The organism is Micromonospora sp. U21 (assembly GCF_018070045.1).
GTDB lineage: Bacteria > Actinomycetota > Actinomycetes > Mycobacteriales > Micromonosporaceae > Micromonospora.
This window is the reverse complement of the sequence record NZ_JAGPYK010000025.1, coordinates 68,284-86,847: the sequence shown is the minus strand read 5'-3', so window position 1 is coordinate 86,847 and position 18,564 is coordinate 68,284. Positions and strand designations below refer to the sequence as shown.

17 protein-coding genes, 1 tRNA gene and 1 pseudogene are annotated in these 18,564 nt (G+C 66.6%); 9 read left to right on the top strand and 10 right to left on the bottom strand.

Features of this window, described 5'->3' with window-relative positions; genetic code table 11:
* Positions 1-369: 369 nt before the first annotated feature.
* The 4 genes from KBX63_RS26435 to KBX63_RS26420 form a co-directional block, all read right to left on the bottom strand.
* Positions 370-999: a hypothetical protein gene (locus KBX63_RS26435; RefSeq protein WP_210915854.1), complete on the bottom strand. Its 630-nt coding sequence runs from the start codon at positions 997-999 to the stop codon at positions 370-372.
* 778 nt (positions 1,000-1,777) lie between these two features.
* Entirely contained in the window at positions 1,778-3,073 is a 1,296-nt protein-coding gene (locus KBX63_RS26430; protein WP_210915853.1) for a hypothetical protein, read from the bottom strand.
* Between the two features lie 291 nt (positions 3,074-3,364).
* Positions 3,365-3,805, bottom strand: a complete 441-nt coding sequence (locus tag KBX63_RS35545; RefSeq protein ID WP_374102267.1) for an NUDIX domain-containing protein — start codon at positions 3,803-3,805, stop codon at positions 3,365-3,367.
* A 345-nt stretch (positions 3,806-4,150) separates the two neighbouring features.
* Positions 4,151-4,513, bottom strand: a complete 363-nt coding sequence (locus KBX63_RS26420; protein WP_210774951.1) for a hypothetical protein — start codon at positions 4,511-4,513, stop codon at positions 4,151-4,153.
* Between the two features lie 130 nt (positions 4,514-4,643).
* Between KBX63_RS26420 and KBX63_RS26415 the strand changes: the two genes are divergently transcribed.
* Positions 4,644-4,922 carry a hypothetical protein gene (locus KBX63_RS26415; protein ID WP_210915852.1) on the top strand — a complete coding sequence of 93 codons (279 nt, stop codon included), beginning with the start codon at positions 4,644-4,646 and terminating at the stop codon, positions 4,920-4,922.
* Positions 4,923-5,407: 485 nt separating this feature from the next.
* Entirely contained in the window at positions 5,408-6,256 is an 849-nt protein-coding gene (locus tag KBX63_RS26410) for an ATP-grasp domain-containing protein (RefSeq protein ID WP_247663169.1), read from the top strand.
* Positions 6,257-6,378: 122 nt separating this feature from the next.
* Here the strand turns inward: KBX63_RS26410 and KBX63_RS26405 are convergent, their stop codons facing one another.
* Positions 6,379-6,561, bottom strand: a complete 183-nt coding sequence (locus KBX63_RS26405; protein ID WP_210915845.1) for a hypothetical protein — start codon at positions 6,559-6,561, stop codon at positions 6,379-6,381.
* 230 nt (positions 6,562-6,791) lie between these two features.
* On the opposite strand from KBX63_RS26405, the gene KBX63_RS26400 reads away from it, so the two are divergent.
* Positions 6,792-7,364, top strand: a complete 573-nt coding sequence (locus KBX63_RS26400) for an SUKH-4 family immunity protein (protein WP_210915844.1) — start codon at positions 6,792-6,794, stop codon at positions 7,362-7,364.
* 93 nt (positions 7,365-7,457) lie between these two features.
* Here KBX63_RS26400 and KBX63_RS35540 read toward each other — a convergent pair.
* Both KBX63_RS35540 and KBX63_RS35535 read right to left on the bottom strand, forming a co-directional pair.
* Positions 7,458-8,213: pseudogene (locus KBX63_RS35540) on the bottom strand (ISL3 family transposase); the annotation flags it as partial.
* 24 nt (positions 8,214-8,237) lie between these two features.
* Entirely contained in the window at positions 8,238-8,774 is a 537-nt protein-coding gene (locus tag KBX63_RS35535; protein ID WP_247663122.1) for a transposase family protein, read from the bottom strand.
* A gap of 507 nt (positions 8,775-9,281) precedes the next feature.
* Between KBX63_RS35535 and KBX63_RS26390 the strand changes: the two genes are divergently transcribed.
* Positions 9,282-10,325, top strand: a complete 1,044-nt coding sequence (locus tag KBX63_RS26390; protein WP_210915843.1) for a DUF4268 domain-containing protein — start codon at positions 9,282-9,284, stop codon at positions 10,323-10,325.
* 386 nt (positions 10,326-10,711) lie between these two features.
* Positions 10,712-11,242 (top strand): hypothetical protein, encoded by a 531-nt coding sequence (locus KBX63_RS26385; RefSeq protein WP_210915842.1) that lies wholly within the window; start codon positions 10,712-10,714, stop codon positions 11,240-11,242.
* A gap of 20 nt (positions 11,243-11,262) precedes the next feature.
* On the opposite strand, the gene KBX63_RS26380 is transcribed toward KBX63_RS26385, so the two are convergent.
* The gene (locus KBX63_RS26380) at positions 11,263-13,542 is read right to left on the bottom strand and encodes an AAA family ATPase (protein WP_210915841.1); all 2,280 of its coding nucleotides are present in this window, start codon (positions 13,540-13,542) and stop codon (positions 11,263-11,265) included.
* A 1,052-nt stretch (positions 13,543-14,594) separates the two neighbouring features.
* Between KBX63_RS26380 and KBX63_RS26375 the strand changes: the two genes are divergently transcribed.
* On the top strand, positions 14,595-15,083 hold the full coding sequence (locus tag KBX63_RS26375; protein ID WP_210915838.1) for a transposase: 489 nt from the start codon (positions 14,595-14,597) through the stop codon (positions 15,081-15,083).
* Positions 15,084-15,098: 15 nt separating this feature from the next.
* Here KBX63_RS26375 and KBX63_RS26370 read toward each other — a convergent pair whose 3' ends face one another.
* Positions 15,099-15,857, bottom strand: a complete 759-nt coding sequence (locus KBX63_RS26370; protein WP_210915836.1) for a hypothetical protein — start codon at positions 15,855-15,857, stop codon at positions 15,099-15,101.
* A 355-nt stretch (positions 15,858-16,212) separates the two neighbouring features.
* Between KBX63_RS26370 and KBX63_RS26365 the strand changes: the two genes are divergently transcribed.
* From KBX63_RS26365 to KBX63_RS26355, 3 genes are all read left to right on the top strand, one after another.
* Positions 16,213-17,097, top strand: a complete 885-nt coding sequence (locus KBX63_RS26365) for a L,D-transpeptidase (protein ID WP_210915835.1) — start codon at positions 16,213-16,215, stop codon at positions 17,095-17,097.
* A 32-nt stretch (positions 17,098-17,129) separates the two neighbouring features.
* Positions 17,130-17,227 (top strand) — tRNA-OTHER (locus KBX63_RS26360).
* 662 nt (positions 17,228-17,889) lie between these two features.
* On the top strand, positions 17,890-18,123 hold the full coding sequence (locus KBX63_RS26355) for a hypothetical protein (RefSeq protein ID WP_210915834.1): 234 nt from the start codon (positions 17,890-17,892) through the stop codon (positions 18,121-18,123).
* Positions 18,124-18,146: 23 nt separating this feature from the next.
* Here the strand turns inward: KBX63_RS26355 and KBX63_RS26350 are convergent, their stop codons facing one another.
* Complete coding sequence (locus tag KBX63_RS26350) at positions 18,147-18,365, bottom strand: hypothetical protein (protein WP_210915833.1); 219 nt, start codon at positions 18,363-18,365, stop codon at positions 18,147-18,149.
* Between the last annotated feature and the right edge of the window lie 199 nt (positions 18,366-18,564).

Here is an 18,564-nt window from a genome sequence, read left to right as displayed (position 1 = left end):
TCAACACCCTCGTCCTCAAGCCGATCCGCGACCTCACCCACCGCCTGCGCTGGTCAGACTGGCGCCGCCGCCATCAAGCCCGAGCCCGACAAGCCCACTACACCCGGCGCCTCAACCTCGAACTCCAACCATGATCCCAAACGGCGGCTGCCGTACTAGCCAATCCGTGGCGGAGGCCGCAAGATCAGCACAGCGCCAAGTCACTCTGCGTGAACCCTGAATGAGATCGCATACCCCGGCGGGTGCACGGATCTGCCGATGACCGTGCGTTCGATCAAGGCCATCTGGCCACGACCTGCCAGACGACGCTGGCGTCGATTGGGCGGTCAGCGTGATGCGCACGTCTCGCTGCAACAGCTGGCGTCAGCGCTAGTCGGAGATCGGAAACATGTCAGCGTACGGGTCTGGCTCGCCGGTCAACGGGTCCAGCCCCGCGACAAGCCGACGGCGCTGCTCCCGCCAGCTCACGAATGGCGCAGACCGTCCCCACAGCGACGTATCGCCGAGCGGGCACTCATCGAACTGCGCGAGCATCATCCGGGTGAGGAATTTGACCATGCCGCATTCGAACAGGGCCCAGGGTGAACTTCCCCAGCTGATCTGGCGACGCCACACCACCACCGGCCACCTGTCGGGGTCCGAATCCGTCATTAGCCAGGCCATTTCGTTGGCGTTGCACCCGGATCCCCATGGAAGAATAGCGTCGGCACCGGCGGAGACGCCCGGCACGCCACCGTCTTGCTCCCAGAGCATGCGCAGCTGAGGACTCATGGAGCCGATGTGCAAGGACTCCGAGTGGGGGACATCGATCGGAATCGGCGGCACGATAATCAACTGGCCGATGTCACCCACGCCGTAGGTGTCCAGCAGCGACATGTAGTCACTCGGCAGTTTAGTGCCCACCGCCGCTTCGGCTGACGTCCAGTCAATCTGCTCTTCGCCTCGATGATCTGCAGGAACAAGCCTGAGCAGAGCCTCTACATCGGGGTGAGTACCCATGGCTGGAGCCTCCTTGACGATCGGCGCGGACCCACTCTAGTGCGGCATCTGAGGCGAGCGCGTATCTGCCCCTCATGGCCGATTGACCCCTTGGTCGTCGGCCCGGGCGCACCAACATCGAGTGCACCCTCATGCCGCGCTCCGCGTGCTACGCGGCGTATGCCGAGGTCAATGAAACAAGTAGCCGAGTTGAGTGTGGCCCGGTGGATGCACTGGATGATCCCGCCGATAAGCTCCGCGGCGATGGATCCGCAACGTCGGTCCCGGTGGTGGGGGAAGTCCATCCGTCCGCCGCTGTGCACCGACCGCTACACCGGCTTGATCCTTGAGGCGGTGGGGCTCCCGTTGTCAACACGGTCACGCATACCAGTATCGCTGAGGCCATCGGTTGCGACAGTCAGGCCGTCGAGGTGACGGCGGCCGAGAGCCGGGCAGTCTGGCGACGCAACGGCTGGCCCGACGGCGCGGTGGTGGTCATGCCGTGACCGTAGGGTCGCACCCCTCTCACCCGGCATCCGCCACCCGGGCACCAACATGAGTGCGACACAACACACCCTCGTCGTCGCCGGCAGCTCTCCGGCTGACCGAGCGTGTCCCGCGGCCCCACGCATCTTTCGCGTCCCGCCGCAGCTGCTCTGGTTCAAGCTGCCCGAGCACCGCGACCTCCCGCTCTACGTCACCACCGCCCGGCTACCGCCTACGACATGTGATCACGGGTGAGCGGGATGCGTAGTTTGGCGTTCGGGCGCGAAGGGGTTGCGAGCGTGCTTACCGGCGCTCAGAGCATCTGTAGCGGATCTTTCCTCGGGTAGTGGAGCGGCTGGCGGATCTGCCGGATCCGCAGACGTTCCCGCCAAGTCAGCACAATGTAGGGCTTGGTGCCGGGAGGAAGCTTGTCTGCGGCCAGGCGGAGGGTGAGGGTGCACGAGGCATCGGGCGCCAGCTGTTTCGGCGGCACGTTGTGGAACAGCTCGGTCCTCTCGCCGTTGGGCCACTCCAGTTCGGCCTGGCAGGCGAGCCGCTTCACCGTCCGCCTGCCAGCGTTACGTACAACAATCTGACGGCTTTGTGGCATGGTGACGGCGAGATTGGCCGCTGGCTGGCCGATCGGCAGCAAGTAGCCCATCACGGGGTATGCCGGCTCGAGTAGGAGCGGGAGCGTCATGGCGACGTAGAACCCGCCGAGATCCGCGCCGGTTAATCGGTAGCCCGGGTTGAAGGCCCGCAATGCGGCCACGGTCAACAGCGGCGCCCACCAGAAGGTGTAGAGCAGGGCGAATGGCCACAGCCTGGCCCGTCGGCTATCCCAGGCCAGGGCGGCACGGAGCATCCGCAGCCAGATCAGCACGACCAGGGCGAATAGCCAAATGGCCGCGACGGTGCCCCACTTCATCGCGGTCAGGGCGCCCGAGGTGAGGTCCGCCGCGCACTGCTGGTCGCGGGCGCAGCTCACCGTCCAGCGCACGCCGAGCACGACCGCCACCCCGGCTGCGGCGACCACCCAGGGCCACGGCAGCAGCGCCGCCACCCGCCCGGCGACCCAACCGGCGAGCGCTGCCAGGCACCAGCCGATCGCTACGCCAGCGACGCGGCTGGCGGGCTGCTTCACCAACTCGCTCACGCTCGATTGGACGGCCTCCGCGACCAGCCAACCGAACAAGCCGCCGGAGAGGGCGGGGAGCGGGCCACCGCCGCCGAAGCCGACCGCCAGGCCGATCACGAATGCGGTGGTGACGGTCGCCAGCGCTGGGACGGGGGCCACGGTCAAGTCGACGAGGGAGCCGATGAGTAGGCCGGCCAGGGCTGCCACGCCGACGCCAGCGACCAGCGAGGCGCTGGCCAGTGGCTGGGCGAGGCGCTGCACGAGCTCACCCGCAGCGGTTTTGCCGAACCACGCTGCTACCTCGGCGCGTGGCTCGCGCTCGCGAACCTTGATGCGCCATTTGGGGAAGGCGCGCAACCGCGCCGCAAGCCGGCGCCACGTCCGGCGACGGCGTGAATGCTTCGAAGGCCCGGACGGCTCCGAGTCCTTCGAAGGCCCGGACGGCTCCGAGTAGTAGGACACGAAGGACATGACTCCACATAATCCGACGTCCGGCCCCCAGCACAAGGGACGAAGTCGCGCATGGTGCACTCGATCCAGCCAGCGACTCCTGGAGTCTCTGCTTCCCGAGGCGCAGCTCGATGAGTTTTGGGTGGCGTCCACGGTCCACCGTTTCCAGGGTGGCGAGCGGGACATGGTGGACTGCCGCCCCGGGCGGTAATCGGGGTGGCCATCGCGGTCATCCTGATGACCGCCCGGCGGACACGGCGATGACCGGGCGGACATCGGTGACCGCAGGGGGCCGGTCATGTCGGTGACCGGTCAGGGGGGTAGCCAGGTGGTGGAGCGCCGGGTGATGTCGTGGAGCTCGGATGTTGAGTGACAGCCGACGCTCGAGGCACGACCTTGCCGACGAGCGTGCACGCCTGGCTTCGGGAGCGACGGGGATTCAACCGGACGGCAGCGACGAGCAGCGATGGGTTTCCGAACCGCTCGGTGATGCGGTCGTCCTCGCTTCGTCACGACGATGCAGCCGGTCGGGCTCAGGCCGGCATGCAAGTCGCCCAACCGTGAAGCGGACTCCGCCACGATGTGAACACCGAGCTCCTCGTGCATCTCACGCGCGAGGGCTTGTAGTTCCGACTCACCCGCTTCGACATGCCCCGGGCAAATCCCAGAGATCCGGATATGCCCGGCGGGTCGGACTCCTGTATACCAGCAGGACCGCACCGTTTTCCACGAGTGCGCCCGTGACAACGACATGCATGACGGGATTGGAGCACGGGGATAGGACAAGCTCGTCCCAGCCGCAGGTGACGCTCGGACGTCCGGACTTGCCGCGAGTCGCGCGCCACGCCAGCTGGCCAGTTGCCGTCCGGACGTGCCGATGAGCGCATGATAAGCCGAAGCCCGTCGGCCGTATCGCCTTTGACCAGCCGGCATGAGCAACGGCATCGAGTCTGATGACCTTGTTCGTCCGATGGTCGGGCAGCAATCGAGCCAGGTCGTGATCACGACAACGCCTACCATGAGTCGCGAGAGGAACCTCGCGGTTAGGTGTTCGAGAAGTGCTTGTGTAGCGGCGGATGTTCCGGGCTGGGCGACTGGCTATCCCACGGAGACCAGCGTCAGGGATCCGTCGCCAGGGATGGTGATGTCGGCGGCCAGTGCGCCGTCGCTTCTCGTCGCCTGCAGCAGGGTCCTGTTCAGGCAGTGGCGACTACGCGGGTCCGTCAGGGCACACGCCGGTAGCTCCGCCATTCCGACGCGGTTGGCGTAGTCGCCGCCATACGCATTGCCGAATCCCCAGTAGTAGACCCGCAGGTGCACCTGAGCCGCCTCGGCCAGGTCAGCCTCGCACGAGAGTGCCAGCAGTGCGCCCTTCGCCCCCGTCGATTTCCTGGCTTCCGGTCCAAGGACTGTCACTCGTAGCGAGGTTGGCGACGACGCAGACACCGGGGTGAGCGTCACCGGGAGATCTCCGACCTTGGTCTCGACCCCGGATACCGGCACGACGGCACTCGCTGGCGCGGGCAACACAGTACGTTCGGGGGTCCACGTCACGTCGCTGGGGTATCGCGTTGTCGGCACTACTGAGGGCGTGGTCACCGGAACGGAGATTCTGGTCGGGTCGTGTGACGAACTGGCCGATGGCGTCGGAGAAAGGGCCACGGTGTGCGCCGCCGGCACCAAATGCGTTTGCCGTGCCAGCGCAGAACTGGGCGGAGTCGCACAGCCGCTGCTGAAGGGGCGGACGGTGACGATCACGGCTGTCGCGACGGCCGTGAGTAGCACCGTCGAGAGGGACAAGGCCAGCAGTGGGCGCGATGGCCATGCCTGGCGTTGGAAGATCGACGAGGCGCGAGCGTGCTTTGGTTGAGCCATTGGAGTTCCCCCGCTCCACTACGGACTCTGCCACCGGACAGGTGAGCGACAAGATCATAGCCGGACGGATCATCGATCATCGGACACCAATGGTCAAGATCGCGCTCCTCACGAGAAACGGCTGCGCACGGCATGATCAACTGCCTGCAACCGAACACGAGCCCAGCTCGCCCGGATAGGGAATACTCCTTCGCGCGCTAGCCAAAAAGTTCCGGCTTCAACCGTGGCCAGACGTGACGACCTGGCGCTGCGACCTCCAAGCGCAGCACAGCGGTGAGACGGTACATGCACGCTTCCGCACGTGCCGCGGCTCGCCTGTGCCCACTTGCGACTGCCGCTGCAACACGCGGAAGGGTAGACCAGCCAGTGTGACACCAGTGTTCCGAGCCAGATATCCGCTCATGCCGCTCCCCGTCTATCGCGATGCGGCTGGAATATGGCATAGAGGTTCCTGGCCGGGTCGGGCACGATACGGGCGTGATGCTGCTGGTTCCTGCGGATCCACTGCGACCGCGCCGTCCCGACGAGCACTTCAGGGCGGAGGCGGTCGCCGCTCGTGAGGCCCGGCTCGACGTGGCTGTGGTCGACCACGACGCACTGACCAGGCCGGATCGTGCGGAGCAAGCGGTAGCGTTGGTGCCAGCCGACGGTGAGGCTGTCTATCGCGGCTGGGTGCTGCGCAGTGAGCAGTATGCGGCCTTCGCTGAGGCGCTGGCCCGGCGCGGCGTGACACTGCGAACCTCCGCCGAGCAGTACCGGCGGGCCCACGAGCTGCCCGGCTGGTATGCCGCCTTGGCGGCGCTCACCCCCGCGTCAGTGTGGACCAGGGGCGTCATGCGAGCGGATTTCGATCGGGCGCGCGTCGAGCTGGGCACGGGCCCGGCCGTCCTGCGCGACTACACCAAGTCGATGAAGCACTACTGGGGCGAGGCGGCGTTCATCCCCGACCTTGCCGATGGCGAGGCGGCCTGGAAGGTGGCAAGCCGCCTGCGGCACCTGCGTGAGGACGACTTCGTCGGCGGATTCGTCCTACGCCGCTATGAGCGATTCACCTCCGCCGAGGCGCGTACCTGGTGGGTCAACGGCGGTTGCGTCGCGGTCAGTTCGCATCCGGACACCCCGAACGACTTCCCGCCCCTCGACGTGGACCTTGACGCGGTCGCACCGATGATCGCCGCACTGGGCCTGCCGTTCATCACGGTGGACCTTGCCCTACGCGCCGACGGAGTCTGGCGGGTCATCGAGATCGGCGACGGGCAGGTCAGCGACCGTCCGGCCACCACCGAGCCCAGCAAGCTGATCACAGCGCTGCTCGCCCGCACCCCCTGACTTTCATACGTGCACCGCCGGCCGGGGCATCCGCTTCTGCCGCCGGTCGGGCGCGGCGACACAACCGAGCCTCTTGATCAGGCGCCCCTATGGGCACGGTTGGGGCCGAACTGTCGGGCTGGTCACTGGGAGGTACCAAGGAACGCGGGATCGTCGAAGCCCATGTCGCGCATCTTCTCGCCGGAGAAGATCACCATGATTTCGTCGCCGAGGATGAAGACGCGCCGCGGGTCGGGCAGCTGCGGGATGGCAGCGACGAACCAGATCGGACCTGCGGCGAAGTCCAGGCGCAACGCGACGGGCACGTCGACCGAATGCGCTGGCTCGGCGATGCTGCCGTCCGTCCGTCCGCCGGCTCGGCCCGATCTGGAACTGCTCCCAGCGGCAGGCCGTGCCGCGAACCCTCGACCCGAGAAGTGGAGCCCAGGGACTCTGGCCGTCGACGTCCGGGCCGACCCGCTCCGGGCCGGATTCGCCGAGGACGAGGTGATGTCCGATCGGCTCGTGGAAGACCTCGATGCCATAGGGATAAAACGTGTTGGTCCAGGTCACGGTTACGGAATCCTGCAACCAAGTGATGGAGGTCAGTGTGTTGTGGCGTTACGAGGACCTCGTGGGCGCCTTCGGCGCCGAAAGCGTCGTCCGCTATTCGGAAGCCGACTTGGCGGGACTGGGCCTGCCGCCGCAGGCGGAGCAGGTCTTGACGGAGATTGGGTTGCCGAGCTCCGTCGGTAGGGACTACATGAAGCTCGTTGCGCCGAGCCGGTTCTCGGTCGCCGAGACGGGACAGAGCTTTCTCCGCTTGTATGGAAGCTACTCGAACGACTTCGCTCTCAATCTGAGCACGGGTGAGGTGTGGCGGGTGTCGAACTCCCATCCCGCCATCAGCCAGTCGTTTGTGAACTCCGACATTGCGTCCTTCGCCCAGTGCATTTCGCGTTTCACGCTCTTCCTCCGCTACCTGCCCGAAACTCGTAGCGACGAGGAATCTGTCGAGTGGAGCAGACAATTGGAGGAACAGGTAGGGGCAATCGATCCGCGGTGCCTCACCGAGCAGGACGCCTTCTTCGCCAATGCCGTCTTCGAGGTCCGCATCGGCATGATGTGATCGCGCGATCCGCCTCGGCGGGGAGAACGGCGTGGGACGGTGTGTCAGCCACGTCGTTCCCGCTGTCGCTCGTGGTCTGTGGGCTCTTCGAAGTTAAGCGGGGTTGAGGTGTCCGCGGTGGCGTCGGGTGGTGGCGGTGCGGGTGCGTAGCCGCTGGTTCTCCGGGTTTCGGAAGCCGTAGGCGTCGCGGGCGACGGTCTTGATGACCCGGTTGGTGCCTTCGGAGCCGGCGTTCGTGATTCCGGTGGTCAGGAACGCGTGGATCTGCGGCCACCAGGTCTCGATCGTGGTGGCGAGCCGGTGCAGTTCGGGCAGGTCGGAGGCGGCGCAGCGGGTGTAGAAGCGGTGCAGCAGCCGGTGGACGTGTTCCCGGTTGGGTCGGGTGCGGGCGGTCGCGAGCAGGTCGAGAAGGTCTTCTCTCGCGTTCCATGCGGCGAGGATCGGGGCGCCGATCGCGGTGGGCAGGGCTTGCAGGGTGTCGACGAGGCGGTCGACGTGCTTGCCGGGCATGCGGGCGGCGGAGCGGGTCAGCCGGTTGCGCATGCGCCATTCCGGGTCGCTGCCACGGCCGCGGCGACCGCGGTGAGTCAGCGTGATGCGGCGGCGGACCTCGGTGACGGCGCGGTTGGCCAGTTGCACGATGTGGAAGTGGTCGACGACCAGCAGCGCGTGGGGCAGTATCTGCCGGATCGCGGCCTTGAACACGGTGCACATGTCGATCGCTACAGCTTGGACCTGCTCACGCCAGGCTGGTGGGCGTTCGCTCAGCCAGCCGGCGACAGCCGCGGTGGTGCGGCCTTCGACCTGGGCGAGCAGGCCCTGTCCACCGGAAAGATCGACGAAGCCGACGTGCCACCGGTCCGCGGTCGTGGTCTAGGAGTCTGCCTGGGCATCCCAGTTCCAGTGGGGTTTGCCCCGGCGGACCTCGTCGATCCCGAGCACTGTGACCGGTTCCGGCTCGTCCGGCAACACCGCCTTCGCGTGGGCGGTGAACACGTCGGCGACGACAGGCCACGAGACGCCGTGATCCCAAGCGGCCTGCACGATCGTGCGGCCTGCGTCGGCGACCGCCGCCCCGGCAGCCTGCCGTAACCGGGTGGTCAGCCTGGATCGGGCCGGGACCTGCGCTACCTGCTCAGTGAACGACTTGCGCGGACAGGCCGGGGTCGGGCAGTACCAGCGGCGCTTGCGCCAGCGCAGCCGTACCGAACGCCCGGAGACCGGCAGGTCCTGCGGCCGGGTCGTGGTCCACTGCTTCACCCTCAGCGCACGCTGACCGCACTGCGGACAGCATCGTGCCTGATCACAACCGGTGGACAGGTCCACCACCGGGACACCCGCGGCGTCCACCTCGACCCGCTCAGCGGCCAAGCCGTCCAGGCCCAGCAGCCGGGTCGTATCGTTGACCATGCTCGCAGCTCTTCACTTGTGACCATCCGAATTCGACACTCAGATGATCACCGACGGGCTGCGAGCCCTTCACGTTCGGGTCGACCCCAGCCACGAACCCCGCTCAAGTTCGAAGAGCCCGGGCAGAGCTCGGGGCGCAACTTCATCCGAACATTGTCCCTGGGCCGGCCAGCGTCCTCTACTGAGCACACTCACACGCTCATCGACACGCCCGAACGACACCCGGCCAGCTCGGCGTGACGCTGCGTAACGCGCGGATCGCGGCATGAGCGGATGCGGCGCTGCTGAGTCTGCCCCTCGATCCCGCACCCGGGATGCGGAGTTCTTGTGCAGGCCATTGCTGGCCGGCGTTGGCATGTCTTTATGATCCAGTGTGTACTCGACACCAGGCTTTGAACGACGGGCGAGCAGTCCAATGGGCTGGCGGTTGCAACTCAGTGCTGCTGGCGCGCCCTGGCGGCTCTCCCGCTCTGGCAGGGCCAGTGGCTGATTGCGCCAGTGGCGGGGGTGGCCGACCTGTTGGTGGTCGGCGCGTGGGCTTGGGGTACCAGCAGCGGCCGAAGGGTGGGCGTGACTGTCGGTGCCGAGCCGCACCACTTCACGCCGTGGCTACTGCAGAACAGTGACCTGCTCAGCGAGGTACTCGGGCTGGACATCGAACTGGAGTCCCGGGAGTACAAGGTCGGCAAGTTCTCGCTCGACATCATCGGACGCGAAGTGGCCACCGGAAGCCCCGTGATCATCGAGAACCAGTATGGGTCGACTGACCACGTTCACCTGGGTCAGATCCTCACCTACGCGGGAGGTACGAAGCCCACGACCATCGTCTGGGTTGCCGAGCAGTTCCGGGAGGAGCACCGGGCGGCGCTCGAATGGCTCAACACTCACACCGATCCCGGCATCCGCTTCTTCGGAGTCCGGCTGGCCGCCGTCACGCTTGCCGGAGCGCCGTCCGGTCTGATCGCGCCGTTCCTGGAGTTGGTGGTCAAGCCCAACGACTGGGAGAAACGCGCAATGGCGGCGGCATCCGCTGGGACCACCGGCCCAACGCCGACCCAGGAGCTTTACCGGCAGTTCTGGGCAGCGTTCGAGCCGCTGGCCAAGCAGCGGGGCTGGACGAACGCGTCAGCGCCCGGGCAGAACTGGTGGACCATGCCGACCGGGCCAACGGGCGCGACCTGGGGCGTGTCCTACGCGCTGTTCGGGTGCAGATCGGAATTGTTCTTCGGCCATCCTGATCCGGCGGTCAACCTGGCCCGGTGGCAGGTGCTCAGCGACCGCAAGGCCGAAATCGTGGCGGCTTTCGGCGGTGAGCTGATCTTCGATGACCTGCCGAACAACAAGGGGTGCCGCATCGAAGCCCGGCTGATCGGCCCAAAGATCGGTGATCAGCGGAACTGGCCTCAGGTCATCGATTGGATGATCGACAGCCAAGAGCGTCTTCGGCACGCGGTGGCTGCCGTCGGCGGGGTCCCGGGGATGGTCGCTCCTACTGCCGACGCAGGGGACTCCGGTGCGACCGCCGTGACCGCAGAAGACGTGCGGATCTGAGGACTCCACCAGGTTCGCAGACGGTTTAGGGATTTCCCCGAAGTTCCACGAGACACGGCCAATGCGGACGTGTCATCGCCATCCACAGGAGGATGTCGTACAGCCTTAGGCGTGAGAGCGAGACACCCTGCTTGCGAGCAGCAATCTTGTCGAACTCGTCTCCGAGGAGGGCGGACGTCCTGGACCGCAAACCGTCCTGTCACGTCATTCCCCAGGTCACGAATCCCCGGCTGTTGGTGGTTCGACTCGGGACTGCTGGTTCCCCATCCGAGCGGCACTGGCCGGCTGTATACGACGCTGAGCGACTTGCGTACCACCGCAGGTCCGCCTGCGGTCTGGCCGTCATCGACCACAGCGACGACCGCTACCGCCTCGTCCACGACCACATGGACGTGGACCTGTGGCGGTTTCGCGCCGCCGCCCGGCACGCCGCCATTGCGGCCGTTCACCAGGCTGCCGCATGGCGCGCGGTCATCGACAGCTACACCGGCGACCTCGCGGCCGGACACACCTGGCCGTGGCTCGACCCGCCGCGCGAGGCTGCCCGCCGGCACGTCATCGATGCTTACGCCGCAGTGGCTGCCGGCCAGTCTGACCCGCGGCTCACCCTGTCCGTGCTCGAGGCGGGCATCCGTGTGGACCCCCCTACAACGAGAACCTTCACTACCGGGCGATGCGAGCCCTCGCCGCCCTCGGCGACCACGCCGCTGTCAATGACCTGCTCAACAGCTACACCCGGCGACTTGCCGAGGTCGGACTCCAACCGAGCGGTCACCTCCATGACGCTGCGGCCCAGCAGCGAGCTGGCCACCCCGCCGGCCGATAAAGCGCCACCCGCATGGCTCGGCACCTGCCGTCATGGCCTGAGCATGATGTCGCGCCGCAGGGCGCCAGAGCCGTTGCAGGCCTCCGGATAGGCCATGTCGGCACTGCTCAGTCAGGCAGATCCGATTGCGGGATATTTCGGCCACCGTCCTTCGGCGGCAGTCCGCTCCACCTCCTCGACCACCTGCGTGAGCTCTGCAACGGCGGGATAGCCGTTTCGGACCATGCGCTCGACGACCTTGCGCACCCGATCGGTCCGTGTCAGGTCGACGCCGAACGTGCGCTGGAGCCATGGTTTGAAGCTGGGGCGCTGCCTGATCGCGTCAAACTCGCGCATCACGGTCCTCCAGCCCGGGAACGTGGGCTCGTCGGCTCGTATCGCGTCTTCGTTGAGGTACGCGACGATGTCCGGCCTGCGTAACCCGAAGTACTGCATCGGGCGTCGTTTCTTGCGGCAGGCACGACGTAGATGTCGGAGCGCTTGCTCCTCGTCGTGAAGTTGATCTGGGGGTATGCGGTCGTCGCCCACCCGGTCCAGGCGCACGAAGTCGAGGAGGACGCCGATCGGCACGTCGAGGTGACGTTCAACGAAGTCCATCTGCGCGGTCGCTAGCAGGTTGCTCGTTCCGTGCATCCGGACGATCGCCACGCCCGCATCCTGGAGGCGGGCTCCGTACAGTTCCTCCAGCAGGAGGCGATCATGCTCGCCCTCCACGACCAGCAGAAACGACACCCGGGTGAGCAGTTCCCCGCGAGTCAGTCCCATCTGCCCGGCCAGGGCCTTACGCGCGTCGAGGTCGGATGCGACCAGCGGGGACAACGTGGTCCCCTCCGGTGTGCGTTGGACGTGCACGAGCTGCCAGTCTGGCAGATCCAGGAAATGGGGACTATGCGATGCCAGGACCACGTTGTCGCCGCGTAGGCGGAGCCGGTCCAGCGCGCCGGCAATGCTGCGCTGTGCCTGCGGGTGAAGGTGGCTTTCGGGTTCGTCGAACACCCGCACCACCGTCTGAGGACGGAGGCTGGCCAGCCCAGTTAGTTGCTGCATGAGACTTCGGCGAAATGCGTCGTCGTGCTCCGCCAGCTTGTCGCGCGCCGCGACCAACAACTGGTCTTCCAAGACGCTCAGCAGGCGTTCCTTCGCCTCGCCCGTCCAGAAGCCCGCACTTTTCACCAAGCCCTGCACCGACTCGCTGACGGTGACGAGTGACTCGACCACGTCCGCGTCATCGAGCTCGTACAGCAGCGACGCCTGCCATGAGGCTCTCGCAGCAAACCGGTCCAGGGCGCGGGCAGCGGTGGCTAGAGCCTCGTCTACCCAACGCCGCTCTCCCGCCGAGAACCTCTCAAGGGCGTCGGCGTCGCCAACTACGCCGATATCCGAGGGCGTCGAGCCGCGCGTGTCACGGATATAGAACTCCGCATCGTTCCCTGTCGGCTTCACGTCGAAGTTGCCTAGAGTGATGGACAGTTCCGTGGACGCTGCCTGTGCCGCCACCTCATACGGCCACCACTGTCCGTCGGGATCGAACTCACCGGGAGCCACCGGCAGGCTCGCTAAACTCTCCGCGAGCCTCTCGACCGGCTCTACCGCAGCTTCGATCCGGGAACGTAGATGCTCGTTCACCTCCGCGCTGCGGCGGCCGCGCGGCAACCATTCAAGCTGCGCCGGAGGCTCCGTAACGTCCGGCAGCGCCAACATGTCCGCGTACCCGTCCGGACCGGGCGGTGGCACCGTCAAGGCGGAACGCATGGGTGCGAACACGTCCGGCAGGCCATCGGCGAGTCCGGTTACCGCCTCGGGCGGCGAGAAGCCCATCAGCGTGCGCGAGAAGCGCCGCTCGACCCGGATGGCACTCGGGTCACCATTCTCGAGCCGATCCGTGACCTCAAAGGTGAAGGAGGTTAGCGTGTATCGGATCACGGGGCGGTTGAACTGGGATTGCAGGTACTCGAGGACGTCATCCGGCAGGGCGAGTTCGCCCAGGCCTGCCATGAAGGTCTGCCCGGCGCCGACACCGATCGCATGCCACCAAGCGGCGTCTCGCTGCGCCCGGAACAGCACTGGGAACTGGAGCGCAAAGTCAGGACGAGTAGCCAGCGGCAGTGCCCATGAGGGTGGCCACGGCAGCTCATCAGCAGACACCTTCGCGACCAGCTCCAGACCACTCGGCGCGACGGCCGCCAGCCGTTGGTGCGCGAGAAGCAGCGTCTGATCCGTGCCCAGCAGAATCGCCAACGCCTCCAGGAAATTGGTCTTACCCGCACCATTGATCCCGAAAAGGGCAATCCCGTCAGACCACCTCAGCCATTGGTCGTGGAGGTTCTTGTAGCTACCGACATGAACCCCCAGCAGCTCGGCAGGAGGTTCAACTGGCGACGATTCGGTCAAGGCCACTCCTGCAACTCCATGTCGGCGTAGTCCGCCTGCCGTTGGACCTCTGGCTACATCTCGGCCGAGTCTGCCTGACAGACACTGTGGACGCATCCGCCCCGCAGCCGAAGGCGGCGGCGACTTCCTCATTTCGCCCCTCACGGGGTCCAGCGGTCTGTCCTTTCCGCCGACCGAACCCACGGTCGGCGCACCGGCCCGGCGATTCTTCTCAAATCCGACAGTTCCGTTCCTTCGCAACGGCGCCCACCCACGAGAGCGTCACAAGAGCCGCATTTTGGGCAACACCCGGACGCTGAGATCTACCTCAGCCAACCCGGCCTGGGCCGCATCCTCGGCGCCCGGGTGCTAGCCGAGTTCGGCGACCCCACCCTTGACGCTCGGGTCGGCTTCAGCCGCGAACCCCGCTCAACTTCGAAGAGCCCGTAAAGGGTCGCCGGACCTGTTGGCCACGAACAGCAAGCGATAGAGTCACTTCCGCGAACACGCTGGATCAGACGCAGCTACGTTTGCCTCCCTACGGTGTGGCGAGCCACGGACAACATAAGGACAAAGATGAGCGCGAGCGGGACCCGCACTTGCTCTTGGTGCGGTGAAGAAGGGCACGACAAGCGGTCGTGCGAAGTCTCTACCAATGCTGGGCAGTGCAGCGTGTGTGACTACCACGGGCACGACAAGCGCAACTGCCCGCGCAAGTGACCCGGGTGCACGCAGAGAGCCCCCCAACTCGTGGCGGGGGCTCTCGATTTGTCTTTCTCTCAGCTTGAACCGCCCCGACGAGTCCGGAGACTTTCTATTGTGAGTCCCCGACGGTCGCCGGGGTCTGGTGGTGAGCGTAGTGGGCTGCTTCGGCTTCAACGGGTGTGAGGTCGTCGCAGTACTCCTGTGGCCGGCGACGGTTGAACCAGTCGACCCACTCGGCGGTGGCTATTTCGAGCTGGTCGAAGGTTCTCCAGGAGCCAAAGAGTCTAAGCAAAGTCTGTCGATCATGGCCGGGATGCGTTTGAGCAGGGCGAGGATGAGCATCTTGGATCGCCGGGCTACGCCTGATCGTGCGGCGCACCAAACCGTCGGCCCGGCACGCGAAGAACCTCACCGCCCAGGAGAAACGCACCGGCTGGCGATACGCGATCGTCGCCACCAACATCACCCGCATCCATGGCGTGCCCGGCTCCCACCAGCCCCAATGGCTCGACGCCCTGCACCGCGCCCACGCCGGCGTCGAAGACCGCGTCCGCACGAACAAAGCCATGGGCCTGAGGAACCTGCCCTCCAAAGACTGGACCGTCAACCAGGGCTGGATCCTCGCCGCGAACATCGCCGCAGACCTGGACGCCTGGACCCGGCTACTCGGCCTACACGACCAACCCGACCTAGCCCACGCCGAACCCGACACCCTGCGCTACCGACTCCTGCACCTACCCGCGAAACTCGCCACCCACGCCCGCCGCAAGACGCTGTCCATCCCCGACATCTGGCCCTGGGCCAAAGCGTTCCAACTCTGCTGGCAACGCCTCACCCTGATACCCCCACCCACCTGACCCTCACCCCGGCCCCTACCAGCAGAAAGACCCACCCGGCACCAGGAGAACCGGCGCACCCGCAGCGACACGCGGCCAAGCGTCGATCCGCTCCGAACCGACCGGACAGTGGGCGAGGGTCAGGTTGGCGCTCGCACGGCGGGTGGCGGCGCGGGTCTCGTCGCCGGGGACCGCAGTCAGCCCGGCCAACGCGGCCTCGTCGGGTGCGAACCAGGCGAGTAGTTCGGCGGCGTACCCGGCCAGCTGCGGGTCCGGATCGGTAAGCCAGCGGACGTACCGATCGGTGTACCTGCCTCCAGCATGGAAGGCGTCGGCCTCCCAGCGGACCGCCACGTTGTCAGCCAGCTCCGCAGCCTCCTCGTGCTCAAACAGGTCTTCGGCCTCCAGATGCCGCTCCATCAGCGCCGCCTGTTCGTCGGTGATCCCCTCGGCGGCGGCGAAGTGCCGCCGGGGGTCGAACGGCAGCTCGTCGTCGCGCCGGTCGCCGAGCACTACCGAACGGAGCAAGGCGGCCACCGCTGCCCGGTCCGGGGTGTCCGGGTCGTCGGCGAGCGCCACCAGGAACGGCACCACGTGACAGCTCGCCCCCCAGCGTGTGCCCTGGTGGTAGACGTTGCCGAACAGCTCGGACAACGCACAGCTCCGGACCGGCACTTCCGCCGAGCGCAACGCCCGCAACTGGTCCGGTATGTCGACGGCAGGGCCATACGCGTGGTGCAGCGACTCCCACGGGAGGTCGTCGAGTCCGGCCAGCAGGTCGGTCAGTTGATCCATCCGGCGGTTCTACCAGCAGCGGGCAGGGAGCCCACAGCAGTTACTGACATCACTCGTTGACATCAACGATGGCGGCGGAAGCTCGCCCGAGTCGTCCCCCGTCGCCGACGATGCTCTCGATCCGGCGAGCGCCGCGCCTCATATGTAACGCCGGCCAGACCGACGACGCCGGATGAGTGGAGTCAGTTGATCTCCAGCGCGGCCCTCGCCGTTCGCGAGGGTCGCACCTGCGACACCTCAGACCAACTACGCGGCAAGAGCCCCCCCCCGAGTCGCGGTCGCCTTCCGGCTAGACGACTGGCGGACATCAAGAACCATTGGAGGAGTAGGAATGCGAACGCCGTTCAGGCGGGCCGTGTTCGGTGCCATCGCGGTGGCGCTGCTCGGCGGGCTCGGACTCACGTCCTGCGCAGCTCCGGGCCGGAACGGCACCGTGGACGCCGGGTCGGCTCCGGTCGATACCTCGGTGACCGGCGCTCCCGGACCGACTGACTCCGCAAGTCCCTCCCCATCGCCTTCGGCTAGCCGGTCCCCGTCGCCTTCGGCGAGCCGGTCCACGAAGCCGTCTCTCAGCCGGTCGCCGTCGCACGTCCCGACGAGCAAGGCCGCGACGCCGGCCGCAGAGAGCAACATCGCCTCCCGGCTACACACCATTCCGGCCAGCACCCGCCAGCTCATCGTCGTCTACAGCAGCGGCTACGGTACGAGCGTCGCGTCCCTTGAGACGTTCGAGAAGGTGAACGGCGTGTGGCGGCCGAAGCTCGGGGTGATGAGCGCGCGGATCGGCACCAAGGGGTTCAGCGACAGCCATGTGGAGGGCGTCCCCACGACGCCCACAGGCGTCTATGGCATCGGCTCCACCATGTACGGCCTGCACGCCAACCCTGGCGTCAAGTACAGCTACCACCGGCTTGTGGCGGACGACTACTGGGATGAGAATCCCAGCTCGTCCACGTACAACAGCTTTGTCCATGGCACGAACCCGGGCGGGTACAGCGAGGCGCTGTGGCAGACCGTGCCGCAGTACAACTACTTCGCGGTCATCAACTACAACATCCCGGTGAGGGCAGCCACCCCGGCCCGCGGCAGCGGCATCTTCCTGCACGTCATGGGGAGCGGCGGTACCGCCGGTTGTGTCTCGTTGGCACAGTCCGACCTGCTCCGGGTACTGGAGTGGCTGGCTCCGGACGCCTCTCCACGCATCGTGATGGCGCCCAGCCAGAACCTCGGCCGTTACTGACCGCCCCGAGGGGCCGCGCGGTCAGCAGCCGAGGCCGCGGGAAGGAAGCAAGACCCGTCCGAATGCCTGCGGCCACTGCCGTCTAGATCTGAAAATCGGAAGGTCGGCGGTTCGACCCCGCCCCGGGCCACATAGCCTTTCGCCGGGCTCCAGGAGCGCCGACCAGGGAAAACGCCGGTCGGCGCTCTGCTGTTTCTGGGGGCGTGCCGTATGTCACAGGTGACCGCTACTGTCCCGCTGTCACCGCTCTTGACCCTCCCCTGCTGCACGTAGATTGCACCCGCACGGAGACCCCATGACGCTTTCGCGATCTCCGTTCTGCATCGGACTTCGCGGGCGGCGGCTCCAGCGTGCCGGCGGCCCTCTTCTCTAATGTCTCCGCTACCGCCGCCGCGGCCTCCAGAGAAGGCACCTTGGGTATCTCAATTCCCTTGCAAATCTCGATCTCAGCTCCGAAGCCGGAGTTGTAGTCGGAGTCGAAGTAGGGCTCCCAACGGCGAGACCACGCCGCTCCAGTTCCTCGACCGCACCGCGCAGTGCAATGGTGGCGGCGTCTCGGTCGGAATCGGCGACGAGGCACCACTCGTGGACTATCTCGGTCAGATAGCCTGAGCCGTCTTTGCAAGACCCACAACGACGCCACGCTGGCCCAGTGCACCCAGCCCAGCGAGCCGATTTGTCTAGTCCCACCACATGCTTGACAGTCCGTCCCACCAGATGCTTGACGGGTGACCTAGGTCGTTGGCTCGGGCTGTGGTCCTTCCGCCGAGCCTGGTGTGACATGGTTTCCAGATGATCCGTCTCGTGGCTGAGGATCCCGCCGTTCGTCTCGACGCGGATCAGGTATTGCGGATCCAGTTCTGGATCCTGGAGACGCTGCCGGCACTCGGCTGTCACGTCAGGCCCGATCCTCCGATCGAGGTCATCATCACCAAGCATTTCGCTGACGAGGTGCATCCGCCGCTGCTCGAGCAGGTGGAAGCGGTCGCTGGTTGCAGGTTCCGGGTGACGGCTAGCGCGGACTGACAGGAACGGCGAGACGGGAGACGTCACCGGTTGCGCTCCGGGACGCCGCCTACGTGCACGGTGAGGCCAGCGACCTTGCGGGGTCGGCTGGCTTTCAGGTTGCGGATGGGCTGGTCGGTGGTGCGTCGGACGGTGCGGGTGCCGTCGTCGCAGGCGATGGCCAGTTCGGTGTCGGTGACGTTGATGGTGACGGTCTTGCCGGCGTGGATCCGGCCGAGGGCGACTTTCTGTCCGACGACCATGACGACGCCGCTGTTGGAGGCCGGCGCTGGACCTGCACCGGTCCGGCGGCAGGTTGCGGGGGTGGGCCAGCGGGTCGGGCACCCCTCAGCCGTGCCATCCCCGTAGGGGTGAGGGGGTTCGGGCTGGTGCGCAGTAGTTCCCGGCTGGTCAGGTCGAAGAAGCTCAGCGTTGCTGGGTCGATGCGGATGCCGACGCGTC